We start from the raw sequence: 16,407 nt of genomic DNA, 5'->3' as shown, positions 1-16,407 counted from the left end.
TCGATAAAGATCCGCGCAGTCAACCAGATTTTTCGCAAGGTTCGTATGCGGATGAAGTGGATGATACTCCAGTGATGGAGTCCTTTGCAGAGGGACATAGGGATGGCAAGCGGTAAAGTCAAGTGGTTCAACAATGCCAAGGGCTATGGATTCATCAATGAGGAAGGTAAATCCGATGACCTGTTCGCCCATTATTCGGCCATCCGGATGGACGGATACAAAACCCTCAAGGCAGGCCAATCCGTAGTATTCGACATCGTACAGGGCCCCAAAGGTTTGCACGCCGTCGAAATCAAGGACGCTGCGGTGGCCGCGGCAGAGCCCGACAGAACCCTGGGCGAGCCGCAGAGCGAAACTGCCAAAGCCTGACTGCCTGCGCTGTGCCGGTATACGAAACAACCGGCCGCTTCTTTACAGGAGCGGCCGGTTTTATATTGCCTTACATATGCTTGATCATGGCGTCGCCAAAGCCTGAACTGCTCACCAGCGTGGCGCCGTCCATCAGGCGCTCGAAGTCGTAGGTCACGGTCTTGGCCGCAATGGCGCCGTTGGTGCCCTTGATGATCAGGTCGGCCGCCTCGGTCCAGCCCATGTGCCGCAGCATCATCTCTGCCGAGAGGATCACCGAGCCCGGGTTTACCTTGTCCTGCCCGGCATACTTGGGCGCGGTGCCGTGGGTAGCCTCGAACATGGCCACGTTGTCGGACAGGTTGGCGCCCGGCGCAATGCCGATACCCCCCACTTCCGCCGCCAGCGCATCGGACAGGTAGTCGCCGTTGAGGTTGAGGGTGGCGATCACGTCATACTCGGCCGGGCGCAGCAAGATCTGTTGCAGCATGGCGTCGGCGATGGCGTCCTTGACGATGACTTCACGGCCGCTTTTCGGGTTCTTGAACTTCATCCACGGGCCGCCATCGAGCAGTTCGGCACCAAACTCGTCACGGGCCACTTCGTAACCCCAGTCCTTGAAGGCACCCTCGGTGAACTTCATGATGTTGCCCTTGTGCACCAGGGTCAGCGACTCGCGGTCGTTGTCCACCACGTACTGCAGGGCCTTGCGCACCAGGCGCTTGGTGCCCTCGCGCGATACCGGCTTGACGCCGATGCCGCAGTCCTGGTCGAAGCGGATCTTGGTGACGCCCATTTCCTCCTTGAGGAACTTGATCACCTTGTCCGCCTCAGGCGAGCCGGCCTTCCACTCGATACCGGCATAAATGTCCTCGGAGTTCTCGCGGAAGATCACCATGTCGACATCACCGGGCTTCTTCACCGGGCTCGGCACACCCTGGAACCACAGCACCGGGCGCAGGCACACATACAGGTCCAGTTGCTGGCGCAGGGCTACGTTGAGCGAACGGATGCCACCCCCCACCGGGGTGGTCAACGGGCCCTTGATCGACACCACGTAGTCCCGCACGGCATCGAGGGTTTCCTGCGGCAACCAGGTGTCCTGGTCGTAAACCTGGGTGGCTTTTTCGCCAGCATATACCTCCATCCAGGCGATCTTGCGCTTGCCGCCGTAAGCCTTCTGAACGGCCGCATCCACCACTTTGATCATTACCGGCGAGACATCGACGCCAATCCCGTCGCCTTCGATATAAGGAATGATGGGGTTGTCAGGAACGTTGAGCGAATGGTCTGCATTGACGGTGATCTTGGTGCCGTCGGTCGGAACCTTGATTTTCTGGTATCCCATGCTTGCACTACTCCGCTGTCGGGTGTGATTGGACATCGTGCGATCCACTGAGCCTAAACCACATCTGCCGACCTGCAAGGCGTGCGACAACCCGCCACATTGCAGCTACGTCTTTGGTCTTATAAATGGGCCGATATCACTTGGCCTTGCTGATTAGCCCGAATGGTTTGGTATACTCCGCCGCGACCGTAGGGTCATCGGGGCGAATCCCAGGAAAATGCGGACCGCCCTTGGCCATGAATGGCCGAAAAGCCTGGGTTGTTACCGCAGCTCAGCATTGACGCTCGACTGATGCATCCACCATCACCGCTCGCAGCCTCTCGACTTTCCGCTCATGGCGCTGCCAGGGCGATGCGCCTACCCTGCGCACCACGAGACTCGAGCACGCTCAGCACACAGAGAGTTAACCCGCATGCCCACCCGTTCCAAGATCATCTATACCTTCACCGACGAAGCCCCCGCCCTCGCCACCTACTCGCTGCTGCCGATCGTCGAAGCCTTCACCGCTTCGGCTGACATCGCCGTCGAAACTCGCGACATCTCCCTGGCCGGCCGTATCCTTGCCGCCTTCCCGGAGCAACTGGGCGCAGAGAAGCAAGTAGGCGATCACCTGGCGGAACTGGGCCAGCTGGCTACCACCCCTGAAGCCAACATCATCAAGCTGCCGAACATCAGCGCCTCGGTACCGCAGCTCAAGGCCGCGATCAAGGAACTGCAAGGCAAGGGCTTCAACATCCCTGATTACGCCGACGAGCCGGCCACCGCGGACGAGAAAGAGTCCCGTGCCCGCTACGACCGGATCAAGGGCTCCGCCGTGAACCCGGTGCTGCGCGAAGGCAACTCCGACCGCCGCGCGCCGCTGTCGGTCAAGAACTACGCCCGCAAGCACCCGCACAAGATGGGCGCCTGGGCCGCCGACTCCAAGTCGCACGTTGCCCACATGACCCAGGGCGACTTCTACGGCAGCGAGAAGGCCGCACTGATCGAAGCTGACGACAGCCTGCGCATCGAGCTGGTCGGCAAAGACGGCACCACCACCGTCCTGAAAGAAAAGACCGCCGTCAAGGCCGCAGAAATCATCGACTGCGCCACCATGAGCCGCAAGGCCCTGAAAGCCTTCATCGCCGAGCAGATCGCCGATGCCAAGGCCGCCGGCGTGCTGCTGTCGGTACACCTGAAAGCCACCATGATGAAGGTTTCCGACCCGATCATGTTCGGCGTCATCGTCGAAGAGTTCTACAACGACGTGCTGGCCAAGCACGCCGCAGCCCTGGCCGAAGTAGGCTTCAACGCCAACAACGGTATCGGCGACCTGTACGCCCGCATCAAGGACCTGCCAGCCGACAAGCAGGCCGAGATCGAAGCTGACATCCAGGCCCTGTACGCCCAGCGCCCGGCCCTGGCCATGGTCAACTCCGACAAAGGCATCACCAACCTGCACGTGCCGAGCGACGTCATCGTCGACGCCTCGATGCCGGCCATGATCCGTGACTCGGGCAAGATGTGGAACACCGCCGGTGAACTGCAAGACGCCAAGGCCGTGATCCCGGACCGTTGCTACGCCGGTATCTACCAGGCCACCATCGAAGACTGCAAGCAGCACGGCGCCTTCGACCCGACCACCATGGGCAGCGTGCCGAACGTTGGCCTGATGGCGCAGAAAGCCGAAGAGTACGGCTCTCACGACAAGACCTTCCAGATCAAGGCCGACGGCGTCGTGCGCGTGGTCGATGGCAAGGGCAACGTTGTGCTGGAGCAGAACGTCGAAGCCGGTGACATCTTCCGCATGTGCCAGACCAAAGACGCGCCGATCCAGGACTGGGTCAAGCTGGCCGTCAACCGTGCCCGCCTGAGCAACACCCCTGCGGTGTTCTGGCTGGACCCGGCCCGCGCCCACGACGGCGTGATGATCGAGAAGGTGCAGCAGTACCTGAAGGATCACGACACCACCGGCCTGGACATCCGTGTTCTGCCCCCGGTCGACGCCATCAAGTTCTCCCTGGCCCGCATCCGCGAAGGCAAGGACACCATCTCGGTGACCGGCAACGTGCTGCGCGACTACCTGACCGACCTGTTCCCGATCATGGAGCTGGGCACCAGCGCCAAGATGCTGTCGATCGTGCCGCTGATGAACGGCGGTGGCCTGTTCGAGACCGGCGCCGGCGGTTCGGCGCCCAAGCACGTGCAGCAGCTGGTGGAAGAGAACTTCCTGCGTTGGGACTCGTTGGGTGAATTCCTGGCCCTGGCCGCTTCCCTGGAGCACCTGGGCAACACCTACGACAACCCGCGTGCCAAAGTGCTGGCCAACACCCTGGACCAGGCCACTGGCAAGTTCCTCGACACCAACAAGTCGCCTTCGCGCAAAGTTGGCGGTATCGACAACCGCGGCAGCCACTTCTACCTGACCCTGTACTGGGCCCAGGCCCTGGCTGCCCAGGCTGACGACGCTGCCCTGCAGGCACGCTTCGCCCCGCTGGCAAAAACCCTGGCCGAGAACGAGGAGACCATCGTCGCCGAGCTCAACGCCGTTCAGGGCAAGCCAGCCGACATCGGTGGCTACTACGCCCCGGATGCCGAGCTGACCGCCAAGGTGATGCGCCCAAGCCAGACCCTGAACAGCGCCATTGCTGCCCTGTAAGGTTCGCTTGAAGTAACAGCACAAACCCCGGCCACGCACCGGGGTTTTTGCTTTCTGAAAGAGCTTGCACGGCCCCCTGTAGGAGCGGCCTTGGGCCGCGAAAGGGCCGCAAAGCGGCCCCGGCGTTTTTTGCTGCGAAGCTGATTACCTCGGGCCCCTTCGCAGCCCTTTCGCGGCACAAGGCCGCTCCTACAGGGCCCGTGCCAACCATAGGAAATGCTCATGACCTGGCAACCCCACATCACCGTCGCCACCATCGTCGAGCACGAAGGCAAGTTCCTCTTCGTCGAAGAATTCAAAGCCAACCAGCACGTCTTCAACCAACCCGCCGGCCACCTCGAACCCTTTGAGACCCTGCCCCAGGCCGCCCTGCGCGAAACCCTGGAGGAAACCGCCTGGGAAGTCGAGCTCACCGGCGTGGTCGGCATCTACCTGTACACCGCCCCCAGCAACGGCGTGACCTACCAGCGCATCTGCTTCGCCGCCCGCCCGGTGCGCCACCACGCCGACCTGGCACTGGACAGCGACATCGTCCGCGCCGTGTGGCTGACCCGCGACGAGCTGCTGGCCGCCCCGGCCCGCTGGCGCAGCGAGCTGGTGCCACGTTGCCTCGACGACTACCTCAATGGCCCCTTGCACAGCCTTACCCTGCTCCGCGACTGACGCGTCGCCACGGGTTTGATAGAATCGACGTTTTTCCCTTGATACACACCGGTACCCATGACCAGCCCAGCACTCAAAGACCCCGCCAAGACCCGCGTCATCGTCGGCATGTCCGGCGGCGTGGACTCTTCCGTCTCCGCCCTTCTGCTCATCGAGCAGGGCTACCAGGTGGAAGGGCTGTTCATGAAGAACTGGGAAGAAGACGACGGCACCGAATACTGCACCGCCCGTGAAGACCTGGCCGACGCCCAGGCCGTGTGCGACCGCATCGGCATCAAGCTGCACACCGCCAACTTCGCCGCCGAATACTGGGACAACGTGTTCGAGCACTTCCTTGAAGAATACAAGGCCGGCCGCACGCCCAACCCGGACATCCTCTGCAACCGCGAAATCAAGTTCAAGGCGTTCCTCGACTACGCCCTGTCGCTGGGTGCCGACCTGATTGCCACCGGCCACTACGTGCGCCGCCGCGACACCGACGGGCTTACCGAACTGCTCAAGGGCCTGGACCCGAACAAGGACCAGAGCTACTTCCTGCACGCGGTCGGCGGCAAGGAAATCGCCCGCACCCTGTTCCCGGTCGGCGAGCTGGAAAAACCGGAAGTGCGCGCCATCGCCGAAAAGCACGGCCTGGCCACCGCCAAGAAAAAGGATTCCACCGGCATCTGCTTCATTGGCGAGCGCCGCTTCAGCGACTTCCTCAAACAGTACCTGCCAGCCCAGCCGGGCGAAATCGAAACCACCGACGGTGAAGTGATCGGCCGCCACCATGGCCTGATGTACCACACCATCGGCCAGCGCCAGGGCCTGGGCATCGGCGGCCTGAAGGATGCCGGTGACGAGCCCTGGTACGTGCTGCACAAGGACCTGACCCGCAATGTGCTGGTGGTCGGCCAGGGTAACGAACACCCTTGGCTGTTCTCCCGCGCCCTGCTCGCCTCGGAAATCTTCTGGGTCAACCCCATCGACCTCAGCAGCCCGCGTCAGCTCACCGCCAAGGTACGCTACCGCCAGAGCGACCAGCAGTGCACCCTGGAACTTACGGCCAGCGGCTACCGCGCGGTGTTCGACGAGCCGCAGCGCGCCGTTACCCCAGGCCAGTCGGTGGTGTTCTACGACGGTGAAGTGTGCCTGGGCGGCGGCGTGATCGAAGCCGCCGAGCCGTGGAGCCCGCGCACATGAGCAACCTGCAGGAGCAGCTGATTGCGTTGGGTGGTGTGTTTCAGGCCGCCGTGTTGGTGGACCGCATCGCCCGCACCGGCCAGGCCAGTGAGGCCAACATCGGCTGCATGCTCGGCAGCCTGCTGGTGCGTGACCCCAAGGACACCCTCGAGGTGTTCGGCGGTGACGACCTGAACCTGCGCGACGGCTACCGCGCGCTGATCGGCGCCCTGGAGCGCGACCCCAACAGCCTGCAGCGCGAGCCACTGCGCTACGCCCTGTCGATGCTGGGCCTGGAGCGCCAGCTGAACAAGCGCGGCGACCTGCTCGATACCATCGGCAACCGCCTGCCGCAAATCCAGTCCCAGGCTGACCATTTTGGCCTGGTTCATGAAAACGTCATTGCTTCCAGTGGCGCCTTGTACCAGGACACCCTGAGTACCTTGCGTCAGCGCATTCAGGTGCATGGCGACATGCGCTTCCTGCAGCAGGCCAGCAACGCCTCGAAAATCCGCGCCCTGCTGCTGGCCGGCATCCGCGCCGCACGCTTGTGGCGCCAGCTGGGCGGTCACCGCTGGCAACTGGTGTTCAGCCGGCGCAAGCTGCTGAACGAACTGTACGACATGATGCGTTCGCCTTCCTGAAAAAGCGACGCCGTGCCCTTGTAGGAGCAGCCTTGTGCTGCGAATGGGCTGCGCAGCAGCCCCGACAATCTGTGCCATGGCCAGAATCCTGGGGCTGCTGCGCAGCCCATTCGCAGCACAAGGCTGCTCCTACATAAGGACCGCGACCTGTTTTATAGGGCCGACCTTTGGTCAGCCACCCGACCTGGGCGCAATTTTCATGTATGATATGCGCCCTTCCAAAAGCCTGACTGTCCGAGAACACCCCATGCAGCTTTCTTCGCTCACTGCGGTTTCCCCTGTAGACGGCCGTTATGCCGGCAAAACCCAGGCCTTGCGCCCCATTTTCAGCGAATTCGGCCTGATCCGTTTCCGCGCCCTGGTCGAAGTGCGCTGGCTGCAGCGCCTGGCCGCCCACCCGCAGATCGGCGAAGTGCCGGCGTTCTCCGCCGAAGCCAACGCGCTGCTGGACAACCTGGCCACCGATTTCAAACTTGAGCACGCCGAGCGCGTCAAGGAAATCGAGCGCACCACCAACCACGACGTCAAGGCGATCGAATACCTCCTCAAGGAGCAGGCCGCCAAGCTGCCTGAGCTGGCCAAGGTCAGCGAGTTCATCCACTTCGCCTGCACCAGCGAGGACATCAACAACCTGTCCCACGCCCTGATGCTGCGCGCCGGCCGTGACGACGTGCTGCTGCCGCTGATGCGCCAGATCGCCGACGCCATCCGCGCCCTGGCCCACGCCCACGCCGACGTGCCGATGCTGTCGCGCACCCACGGCCAGCCGGCTTCGCCGACCACCCTGGGTAAAGAGCTGGCCAACGTCGTGTACCGCCTGGAGCGCCAGATCGCCCAGGTTGCTGCCGTACCGCTGCTGGGCAAGATCAACGGCGCCGTGGGCAACTACAACGCCCACCTGTCGGCCTACTCGCAGATCGACTGGGAAGAGAACGCCCGCGCCTTCATCGAAGACGAGCTGGGCCTGCAGTTCAACCCGTACACCACCCAGATCGAGCCGCACGACTACATCGCCGAGCTGTTCGACGCCATCGCCCGCTTCAACACCATCCTGATCGACTTCGACCGTGATGTGTGGGGCTACATTTCGCTGGGCTACTTCAAGCAGAAGACCGTTGCCGGCGAAATCGGCTCGTCGACCATGCCGCACAAGGTCAACCCGATCGACTTCGAAAACTCCGAAGGCAACCTGGGTATCGCCAATGCGCTGTTCCAGCACCTGGCCAGCAAGCTGCCGATCTCGCGCTGGCAGCGCGACCTGACCGACTCCACCGTGCTGCGCAACCTGGGCGTGGGCTTTGCCCACAGCGTCATTGCCTACGAAGCCAGCCTGAAAGGCATCGGCAAGCTGGAAGTCAACGAAGCCCGCATCGCAGCCGACCTGGACGCCTGCTGGGAAGTACTGGCCGAGCCGATCCAGACCGTAATGCGCCGCTTCAACATCGAAAACCCCTACGAGAAGCTCAAAGAGCTGACCCGTGGCAAGGGCATCACCCCGGACGCGCTGCTCACCTTCATCGACGGCCTCGACATGCCAGCCGAAGCCAAGGCCGAGCTCAAGCAGCTGACCCCCGCTACCTACATCGGTAACGCGGCAGCCCAGGCCAAACGCATCTAAGCTGACCGTCGCGTACAACGCCCGGCCTGGCCGGGCGTTTTTATTCCCGTACGAAAATTACGTTTTTTCAATAGGTTGAACATGAATCCTGATACTCCACTGCAGCTGCTCGGCGGCATCTCGGCCCGCGAATTCATGCGCGACTACTGGCAGAAGAAGCCCCTGCTGGTGCGCCAGGCCTTCCCCGACTTCATCAGCCCAATCGACCCCGACGAACTGGCTGGCCTGGCCCTGGAAGAGGAAGTCGAGTCGCGTATCGTGCTGGAGCACGGCGCCCACCCGTGGGAGCTGCGCCGCGGCCCGTTCAACGAAGACACCTTCGCCGAGCTGCCGGAAAAAGACTGGACCCTGCTGGTACAAGCGGTGGACCAGTTCGTCCCGGAGGTGGCCGAACTGCTGGAAAACTTCCGCTTCCTGCCCAGCTGGCGTATCGACGATGTAATGATCAGCTTCGCAGCCCCCGGTGGCAGCGTTGGTCCGCACTTCGACAACTACGACGTGTTCCTGCTGCAAGGCCACGGCGAGCGCAACTGGAAGATCGGCCAGATGTGCAACAGCGACAGCCCGCTGCTGGAGCACGCCGACCTGCGCATCCTTGCCGAATTCGAGCAGAGCGAAGAGTGGACCCTGGAGCCAGGTGACATGCTCTACCTGCCACCACGCCTGGCTCACTACGGCGTAGCCGTGGACGACTGCCTCACCTACTCGGTGGGCTTCCGCGCGCCAAGCGCCGCCGAAGTGCTGACCCACTTCACCGACTTCCTCGGCCAGTTCCTGCCGGACGAAGAGCGCTACAGTGACGCCGACGCCCAGCCAGTCAGCGACCCCCACCAGATCCAGCACGACGCCCTCGACCGCCTCAAGGCCCTGCTCGAGAAGCACATGGGCGACAAGGACCTGCTGCTGACCTGGTTCGGCCAGTTCATGACCGAGCCGCGCTACCCTGAGCAGATCGTTGGCGAAGAGCTGAGCGAGGAAGAGCTGGTGGACGCCCTCGAGCAAGGCGCCATCCTGATCCGCAACCCAAGCGCACGCATGGCCTGGTCGGAGTTCGAGGACGACCTGCTGTTGTTCGCCAGCGGCCGCAGCTGCCCGCTGCCAGGCAAACTGCGCGAGCTGCTGAAGCTGGTGTGCGCGGCAGACGCCCTGCACATCGACAACCTCGCAGACTGGCTGCAGGACGAAGATGGCCTTATGCTTCTACAGCAGCTGGTCAAACAAGGGAGCCTGGGATTCGCCAATGAATAAGATCAGCGTTCGCCTCGCCGACTGGCAGAAAGACAACGCCGACATCCGCCGTATCCGTGAAGCGGTGTTCGTCGCCGAGCAGCACATTCCGCCAGAGCTGGAGTTTGATTCGGAAGACCAGGACGCCCTGCACTTCCTGGCCATGGAGGGTGACTACCCGATTGGTACCGCGCGCCTGCTGGCGGACGGCACCATCGGGCGCATCTCGGTGCTCAAGGACTGGCGCGGCCTGAAAGTGGGTGACGCGCTGATGAACGCAGTGATCGTCGAAGCGCAAAACCGCGACCTGAAGCAGCAGATGCTCAGCGCCCAGGTGCACGCCACGCCGTTCTACGAGCGCCTCGGCTTTCGCATAGTCAGCGAGGAATTCCTCGAAGCCGGCATCCCGCACGTGGACATGGTGCGCGACTCGCGCGTCTGATCCATCACCTCCCCACAGGCGCCCCACACATTCTGAAAAATGTGCGGCCCCTGTGGGAGCGGGTTTACCCGCGAAAGGGCTGGTACAGGCTCAACACACTTCCCCTGACAAAAACCTGTACATCCATCCAGATAAAACTTGCCTCCGCGCCCCCGCTTGCGCATCCTAGTGCCCATCACCCCCGATGAAGCGTCCCCGGCCATGCGCCTGTTCCTCTGCGAAAAACCCTCACAGGCAAAAGACATCGCCAAAGTGCTCGGCGCCACCCGCAAGGGCGACGGCTGCTGGCAAGGCACTGACGTCTGCGTAACCTGGTGCATCGGCCATCTGCTGGAAACCGCCCCGCCCGACAGCTACGACGAACGCTACAAGCGCTGGAACCTGGCCGACCTGCCGATCATCCCCGACAAGTGGAAGATGCTGGTCAAGCCCAAGACCGCGAGCCAGTTCAAGGCGGTAAAGCGCCTGCTGGGCGAAGCGCGGGAGCTGGTGATTGCCACCGACGCCGACCGCGAAGGCGAAATGATTGCCCGCGAGCTGGTCGAGCATTGCCGCTACCGCGGCCCGGTGCAGCGCCTTTGGCTGTCGGCGCTCGACGACACCTCCATCCGCAAGGCCCTGGCACGCCTGCTGCCCGGCCACGAAACGTTCAACCTTTATCACTCGGCGCTGGGCCGCTCCCGCGCCGACTGGCTCATCGGCATGAACATGAGCCGGCTGTTCACCCTGCTTGGCCGCCAATCCGGCTACCAGGGCGTGCTGCCGGTGGGCCGGGTGCAAACCCCCACCTTGCGCCTGGTGGTCGACCGCGACCGCAGCATCGCCGACTTTGTGCCGGTGCCGTTCTGGGCCATCGACGTCCAGCTTGAACATGCAGGCCAAGCTTTCAACGCCCAGTGGCGTGCGCCTGAGGACGCCTGCGACGACCAGGGCCGCTGCCTGAACCAGAGTTTGGCGCAACAGGCCGCCGCCGCCATCGGTAACGCTGGCACGGCACGGGCCGTAAAGGTGACCACCGAGCGCGTGCGTGAAGCCGCGCCCCTGCTTTTCGACCTCGGCACCCTGCAAGAGCTGTGCTCGAAAAAGTTCGGCCTCGGCGCCCAGGAAACCCTCGACATTGCCCAGGCCCTGTACGAAACCCACAAGCTCATCACCTACCCGCGCAGCGACTGCGGCTACCTGCCGCTGAGCCAGCACGCCGAAGCACCGGCCATTCTCGCCGCCCTGCAACGGGCCGATGCCAGCCTCGCACCGCTGCAGCCCCACCTGGAGCCGCAGCGCCGCTCGCGGGCGTGGAACGACGCCAAGGTCAGCGCCCACCACGGCATCATCCCTACTGCCGCCGCCAGCGACCCATCGCGCCTGCCGGCCAAGCACAAGGCGGTGTACACCCTGATCCGCGCCCGCTACCTGGCGCAGTTCCTGCCCAACCACGAATATGACCGCACCCAGGCCGACTTCGACTGCGCCGGCCATGCCCTGCGCGCGGTGGGCAAGCAGATCGTCGAGCCGGGCTGGCGCCGCGCCCTGCCCGAAGCGCTGACCCCGGTCAAAGGCCGCGAAGCACCACCGGCCCAGGTGCTGCCAGCGCTGAGCGAAGGCCAGGACTGCACCGTGCAAGGCCTGCAACTGAAAGACCTGTGGACCCAGCCGCCCAAGCCGTTCACTGAAGGCGACCTGATCAAGGCGATGAAAAACGTGGCCAAGCTGGTGGATGACCCTCGGCTGAAGCAGAAACTCAAGGAAACCACCGGCATCGGCACCGAGGCCACCCGCGCCAGCATTATCCAGGGCCTGCTCGACCGCGGCTATCTCGTAAAAAACGGCAAAGCGCTGGCGGCCACACCTGCGGCCTTCAGCCTGATCGATGCCGTCCCCCGCGCCATCGCCGACCCCGGCACCACAGCGATCTGGGAGCAGGCGCTGGACATGGTGCAAAGCGGCGAGATGAGCCTGGAAGAATTCGTGGCCCGACAGTCGGCGTGGATGGGCAAGCTGGTCGAGCGTTGCAGCGGCATGCGCATGACCATCAGCGGGCCGGCAGCCGGGGCAGCGCCGCCCTGGAAGAAGAAGCGTCGCGGTGGAGGTGGGAAAAGCAAAGCAGCCGGAAGCAAATCGGCAGCAAGCAAGCCGCGTCAGCCCCGAAAAAAAGCGACAACCTGAAGCTTCTGCACTGGCATCACAGGCCCTATCGCCGGCAAGCCAGCTAAGGCAGCACATCAATAACAGGTAAACTACCAAACCCTGCCTGACACATTGGCACCATGAAATTTCCCTGCTAAGTTTTCATGAAAGTAATCACAATAATTTTCACGAGGCTTCTGCATGTTCAAACAATCCGCCCAGCACGTCGCCAGCTACTACGCCCAGACCTACCCCGCCAACATCCCGCTGCGCCCTACCCTGCAAGGCACCCACGACACCGACGTGCTGATCATCGGCGCCGGTTTCAGCGGCCTGCATACCGCCCTGCGCCTGACCCAGGCAGGCAAACGCGTAACACTGCTGGAGGCCAGCCGTGTGGCCTGGGCTGCTTCCGGGCGCAACGGTGGCCAGGCACTGCTGGGCTGGTCTTGCGACATGCCGCCACTGGAAAAGGCCTTGGGCGTGGAACGCACCCGGCGCCTGTGGGCCAGCATGTGCTGGGCCGCCGACGAGATGCGCGAACTGCCACAACGCCACGGCTTCGATATCGACTACCGGCAGGGCAGCCTGTGGACTGCGGTATTGCCGCGCCGGGTGAAAATGCTCGAAGAGGCCCTGCACGATGCAGAACACAAATGGGGCTACGACGCCCTGCGCCTGATCGGCCGCGACGAGCTGCCACAATGGATCGACAGCCCGCGCTACCAGGCTGCGCTGTATGACGCCAAAGGCGCCCACCTCAACCCGCTGAAGCTGGCCCAAGGCCTGGCCAGTACCATCGAGGCTGCCGGCGGGCAAATCTACGAACAGAGCCAGGTGCTCAGCTACCAGCAGGCTCGCGACGGCTATGTCGCCCGTACCGACCGTGGCGAAGTTCGCTGCCAGGTATTGGTGCTGGCCTGCAACGCCTACATCGACCGCCTTGACCGCAGCCTGTCGCGTCGCCTGTTACCAGTCGGTTCCTACCAGGTCGCCACCGCGCCTCTGGATGCCGACTTCGCCCATTCGTTACTACCTCGCAACAGTTGTGTGATCGACAACCAGTTCGTACCCGACTACTTTCGCCTCACCCCGGACCACCGCCTGCTGTTCGGTGGCGGCTGCACTTACCTGGGCGGCATTCCCAAGAACGTCGCCAGCGCCACCCGCCCGTACCTGGAGCGGGTGTTCCCGCAACTGGCCGGGGTAGCCATCGACTATGCCTGGGGCGGCCATATTGATTGCAGCATACAACGCACCCCGGACGTCGGCCGCGAGGGCCAGCGCTACTGGCTGCAGGGTTTCTCCGGCCATGGCGTACTGCCAACCCTGGCCGCAGCGCGAGCCGTCAGCGATGCCATTCTTGGCGATGAAGACCTGTTGGCGCTGTACCAAGTCATCGACAATGGACGCTTCCCCGGCGGGGACCTGCTCGCAGCACCGCTGGAAGCCGCCGCCAAGGCCTGGTACAGAATACGCGACACGCTCTGAAGACGGCCGGCGCTTGCTTCGCCGAAATCTGCCCTATTCTCAATAGCTCCCTTCGGTTCCTGCATACAGGAGACACGATCATGAGCCATGTAACGACGCAAGACGGCGTGCAGATTTTCTACAAGGACTGGGGCCCGCGCGATGCACCGGTGATCCACTTCCACCACGGCTGGCCGCTCAGTGCCGACGACTGGGACGCGCAGATGCTGTTCTTCCTCGCCCAGGGCTATCGCGTGGTGGCCCACGACCGCCGAGGTCACGGCCGCTCCAGCCAGGTATGGGACGGCCACGACATGGACCACTACGCCGACGACGTAGCCGCCGTGGTTGCCCACCTGGGCACCCAGGGCGCCGTACATGTCGGCCACTCGACCGGGGGTGGCGAGGTGGTGCGTTACATGGCTCGGTACCCTGAGGACAACGTGGCCAAAGCCGTGCTGATCGCCGCCGTGCCGCCCTTGATGGTGCAAACCCCCGGCAACCCCGGTGGCCTGCCCAAGTCGGTGTTCGATGATTTCCAGAACCAGGTGGCCAGCAACCGGGCGCAGTTTTACCGGGATGTGCCAGCCGGACCGTTCTACGGCTACAACCGACCCGGTGCCGAAGCCAGCGAAGGCATCATCGCCAACTGGTGGCGCCAAGGCATGATGGGCAGTGCCAAGGCCCATTACGATGGCATCGTGGCGTTTTCCCAGACCGATTTCACCGAAGACCTCAAAGGCATAAAACAGCCGGTACTGGTGATGCATGGGGACGATGACCAGATCGTGCCGTATGAAAACTCCGGGGTGCTGTCGGCCAAGCTGCTGCCCAATGGCACGTTGAAGACCTACAAAGGCTACCCGCATGGCATGCCGACTACTCATGCCGATGTGATCAACGCGGATTTGCTGGCGTTTATCCGTAGCTGATGTAATCACCTGTAACGGCCCTTTCGCGGGTAAACCCGCTCCCACAGGTACAGCGCTGCCCTCAGGTTCTACGCTGAACCTGTGGGAGCGGGTTTACCCGCGAAGAGGCCGGCACTGGCAACACACCCCTCCCAGGCTTACCATGTCTCCCTTATAGCGCGGCCCTTTGCCGCACCTTGCCTCCCTGCCTGCCAAGACCCCCATGCCCTTCGAACTCACCGTAGAACCCCTAACCCTGCTCATCCTGGCGCTGGTCGCCTTCGTCGCTGGTTTCATCGATGCCATCGCCGGTGGCGGGGGCCTGCTCACCACCCCGGCCCTGCTCACCGCCGGCATGCCCCCGCACCTGGTACTGGGCACCAACAAGCTCAGCTCCACCTTTGGCTCGGCCACCGCAGGTTTCACCTACTACAAGCGCAAGCTGTTCCACCCGGCGCAGTGGCGCCCGGCGTTGTTCGCCACCTTGACCGGGGCGTTGCTGGGTGCGGTCATCGCCCACTACATGCCAGCCGAGTGGTTGAACAAGATGCTGCCGGTGATCGTCTTCGCCTGTGGCATCTACCTGCTGTTCGGCGGCACACCCAAGGCGCCGCTGGATGCCGATGCGCCGATCAAGAAGAAGTGGCAAGTGCCGCAAGGCTTCACCCTGGGCTTCTACGACGGCGTGGCCGGCCCGGGTACCGGGGCGTTCTGGACGGTCAGCACCCTGCTGCTGTACCCCATCGACCTGGTCCGCGCCAGCGGCGTGGCGCGTAGCATGAACTTCGTCAGCAACATCGCGGCGCTGACGGTGTTCATCATTTCCGGGCAGGTGGATTACGTCGTCGGCCTGTGCATGGGCCTGTCGGTGATGGTTGGTGCCTTTTTTGGCGCACGCACGGCGATCAGTGGCGGCAGCAAATTCATCCGCCCGGTGTTCATCACCGTGGTGCTCGCCTTGACCGTGCGCCTAGCGTGGCAGCACTGGTTCGGGCAAGCCTAAGCGCCTGGCCACATAAAGATCGATCAGGTACCGGGCAATCGACCGCCCGGCCGGCAACGGTGGCAGGTCGTGGACGCTGAACCACTGGGCGTCCTCGATCTCGTCCGGCTGCATGACGATATCGCCCCCCGCGTATTCGGCATGAAAGCCCAGCATCATCGAGTGCGGGAATGGCCAGCACTGGCTGCCGACGTACTGGATGTTCCGCACGTCCACCGCCACCTCTTCACGCACTTCGCGCACCAGGCAGTCTTCTGCCGACTCCCCCGGCTCGGCAAAGCCCGCCAAGGTGCTGTACACCCCGGTGACGAAGCGCGGCGAGCGCGCCAGCAAGATTTCATCGCCACGGGTCACCAGCACTATCATGCTCGGCGAAATACGCGGATAGCTGCGCAGGTCGCATGGCTGGCAGTACATCGCCCGCTCCCAGCGAATTTGCGTCATCGCCTGGCCGCAGCTGCCGCAGAAACGGTGCTCGCGGGCCCAGGTGCCGATCTGCGCGGCATAACCCAGTACTTTGTAGGTGTCGAAGTCGCCTTCGAGCATGAATGCCCGCAGGCCACGCCAGTGGCAACCGGGCACGTCGGTGGCGCTGCGCAGCTCCAGCAGGAACACCGGCTGGCCGTCGAAATGGCCGATGCCATGCTCGCATAACACGTCGAGGTCCTGGCGTTTGAGCCAGTCGCGGGGGAACAGCGCGCCGTTGTCGTCCACCAGAAACCCTTCCGGGCTCCGGGCCACGGCCACGCCCCCGGTGATCTGCGGGTCGAGTACTGCAGTAGTCCAGCGTGCTGACATGTCGGGGTTCCT

At 63.4% G+C, this 16,407-nt stretch carries 14 protein-coding genes; 12 read left to right on the top strand and 2 right to left on the bottom strand.

The genetic code is table 11. The features are described from left to right. The first annotated feature begins 102 nt into the window (after window positions 1-102). The gene (gene cspD, locus SB765_RS11515) at window positions 103-369 is read left to right on the top strand and encodes a cold shock domain-containing protein CspD (RefSeq protein ID WP_016498853.1); all 267 of its coding nucleotides are present in this window, start codon (window positions 103-105) and stop codon (window positions 367-369) included. A gap of 70 nt (window positions 370-439) precedes the next feature. Here cspD and icd read toward each other — a convergent pair whose 3' ends face one another. Then, a complete protein-coding gene (gene icd, locus SB765_RS11510; protein ID WP_410931347.1) occupies window positions 440-1,696 on the bottom strand; it encodes an NADP-dependent isocitrate dehydrogenase in 1,257 nt (418 codons plus the stop codon). 412 nt (window positions 1,697-2,108) lie between these two features. On the opposite strand from icd, the gene SB765_RS11505 reads away from it, so the two are divergent. The 11 genes from SB765_RS11505 (at window position 2,109) to SB765_RS11455 (ending at window position 15,597) form a co-directional block, all read left to right on the top strand. Next, window positions 2,109-4,334, top strand: a complete 2,226-nt coding sequence (locus SB765_RS11505) for an NADP-dependent isocitrate dehydrogenase (protein ID WP_410910050.1) — start codon at window positions 2,109-2,111, stop codon at window positions 4,332-4,334. A gap of 222 nt (window positions 4,335-4,556) precedes the next feature. Further along, window positions 4,557-4,997, top strand: a complete 441-nt coding sequence (locus SB765_RS11500; RefSeq protein WP_410931346.1) for an NUDIX hydrolase — start codon at window positions 4,557-4,559, stop codon at window positions 4,995-4,997. 57 nt (window positions 4,998-5,054) lie between these two features. Beyond that, window positions 5,055-6,179: a tRNA 2-thiouridine(34) synthase MnmA gene (gene mnmA / locus SB765_RS11495; protein WP_341796246.1), complete on the top strand. Its 1,125-nt coding sequence runs from the start codon at window positions 5,055-5,057 to the stop codon at window positions 6,177-6,179. After that, window positions 6,176-6,802, top strand: coding sequence for a high frequency lysogenization protein HflD (gene hflD / locus SB765_RS11490; protein ID WP_063422621.1), 627 nt, complete (start codon window positions 6,176-6,178; stop codon window positions 6,800-6,802). The genes mnmA and hflD overlap by 4 nt, the downstream gene beginning before the upstream one ends. 247 nt (window positions 6,803-7,049) lie before the next feature. Next, window positions 7,050-8,420 (top strand): adenylosuccinate lyase, encoded by a 1,371-nt coding sequence (gene purB / locus SB765_RS11485; protein ID WP_258908181.1) that lies wholly within the window; start codon window positions 7,050-7,052, stop codon window positions 8,418-8,420. An 81-nt stretch (window positions 8,421-8,501) separates the two neighbouring features. Continuing rightward, window positions 8,502-9,668, top strand: a complete 1,167-nt coding sequence (locus SB765_RS11480) for a cupin domain-containing protein (RefSeq protein ID WP_086978345.1) — start codon at window positions 8,502-8,504, stop codon at window positions 9,666-9,668. Next, a complete protein-coding gene (locus SB765_RS11475; protein WP_016498845.1) occupies window positions 9,661-10,089 on the top strand; it encodes a GNAT family N-acetyltransferase in 429 nt (142 codons plus the stop codon). Before SB765_RS11480 ends, SB765_RS11475 begins: the two co-directional genes overlap by 8 nt. A gap of 201 nt (window positions 10,090-10,290) precedes the next feature. Beyond that, complete coding sequence (locus tag SB765_RS11470) at window positions 10,291-12,252, top strand: DNA topoisomerase III (protein ID WP_410931415.1); 1,962 nt, start codon at window positions 10,291-10,293, stop codon at window positions 12,250-12,252. A 162-nt stretch (window positions 12,253-12,414) separates the two neighbouring features. Beyond that, window positions 12,415-13,704, top strand: a complete 1,290-nt coding sequence (locus tag SB765_RS11465) for an NAD(P)/FAD-dependent oxidoreductase (RefSeq protein WP_410931345.1) — start codon at window positions 12,415-12,417, stop codon at window positions 13,702-13,704. Window positions 13,705-13,784: 80 nt separating this feature from the next. Then, on the top strand, window positions 13,785-14,615 hold the full coding sequence (locus tag SB765_RS11460; RefSeq protein ID WP_410931344.1) for an alpha/beta fold hydrolase: 831 nt from the start codon (window positions 13,785-13,787) through the stop codon (window positions 14,613-14,615). Window positions 14,616-14,817: 202 nt separating this feature from the next. Then, window positions 14,818-15,597 (top strand): TSUP family transporter, encoded by a 780-nt coding sequence (locus tag SB765_RS11455; RefSeq protein WP_016498840.1) that lies wholly within the window; start codon window positions 14,818-14,820, stop codon window positions 15,595-15,597. Here the strand turns inward: SB765_RS11455 and nudC are convergent. Further along, window positions 15,565-16,395, bottom strand: coding sequence for an NAD(+) diphosphatase (gene nudC / locus SB765_RS11450; RefSeq protein WP_341796250.1), 831 nt, complete (start codon window positions 16,393-16,395; stop codon window positions 15,565-15,567). The genes SB765_RS11455 and nudC overlap by 33 nt on opposite strands. Window positions 16,396-16,407: the final 12 nt, after the last annotated feature.

The organism is Pseudomonas sp. SIMBA_067, assembly GCF_046534675.1.
In the GTDB taxonomy this organism is placed as follows: domain Bacteria; phylum Pseudomonadota; class Gammaproteobacteria; order Pseudomonadales; family Pseudomonadaceae; genus Aquipseudomonas; species Aquipseudomonas putida.
This window is presented reverse-complemented; position numbering and strand designations above follow the sequence as displayed.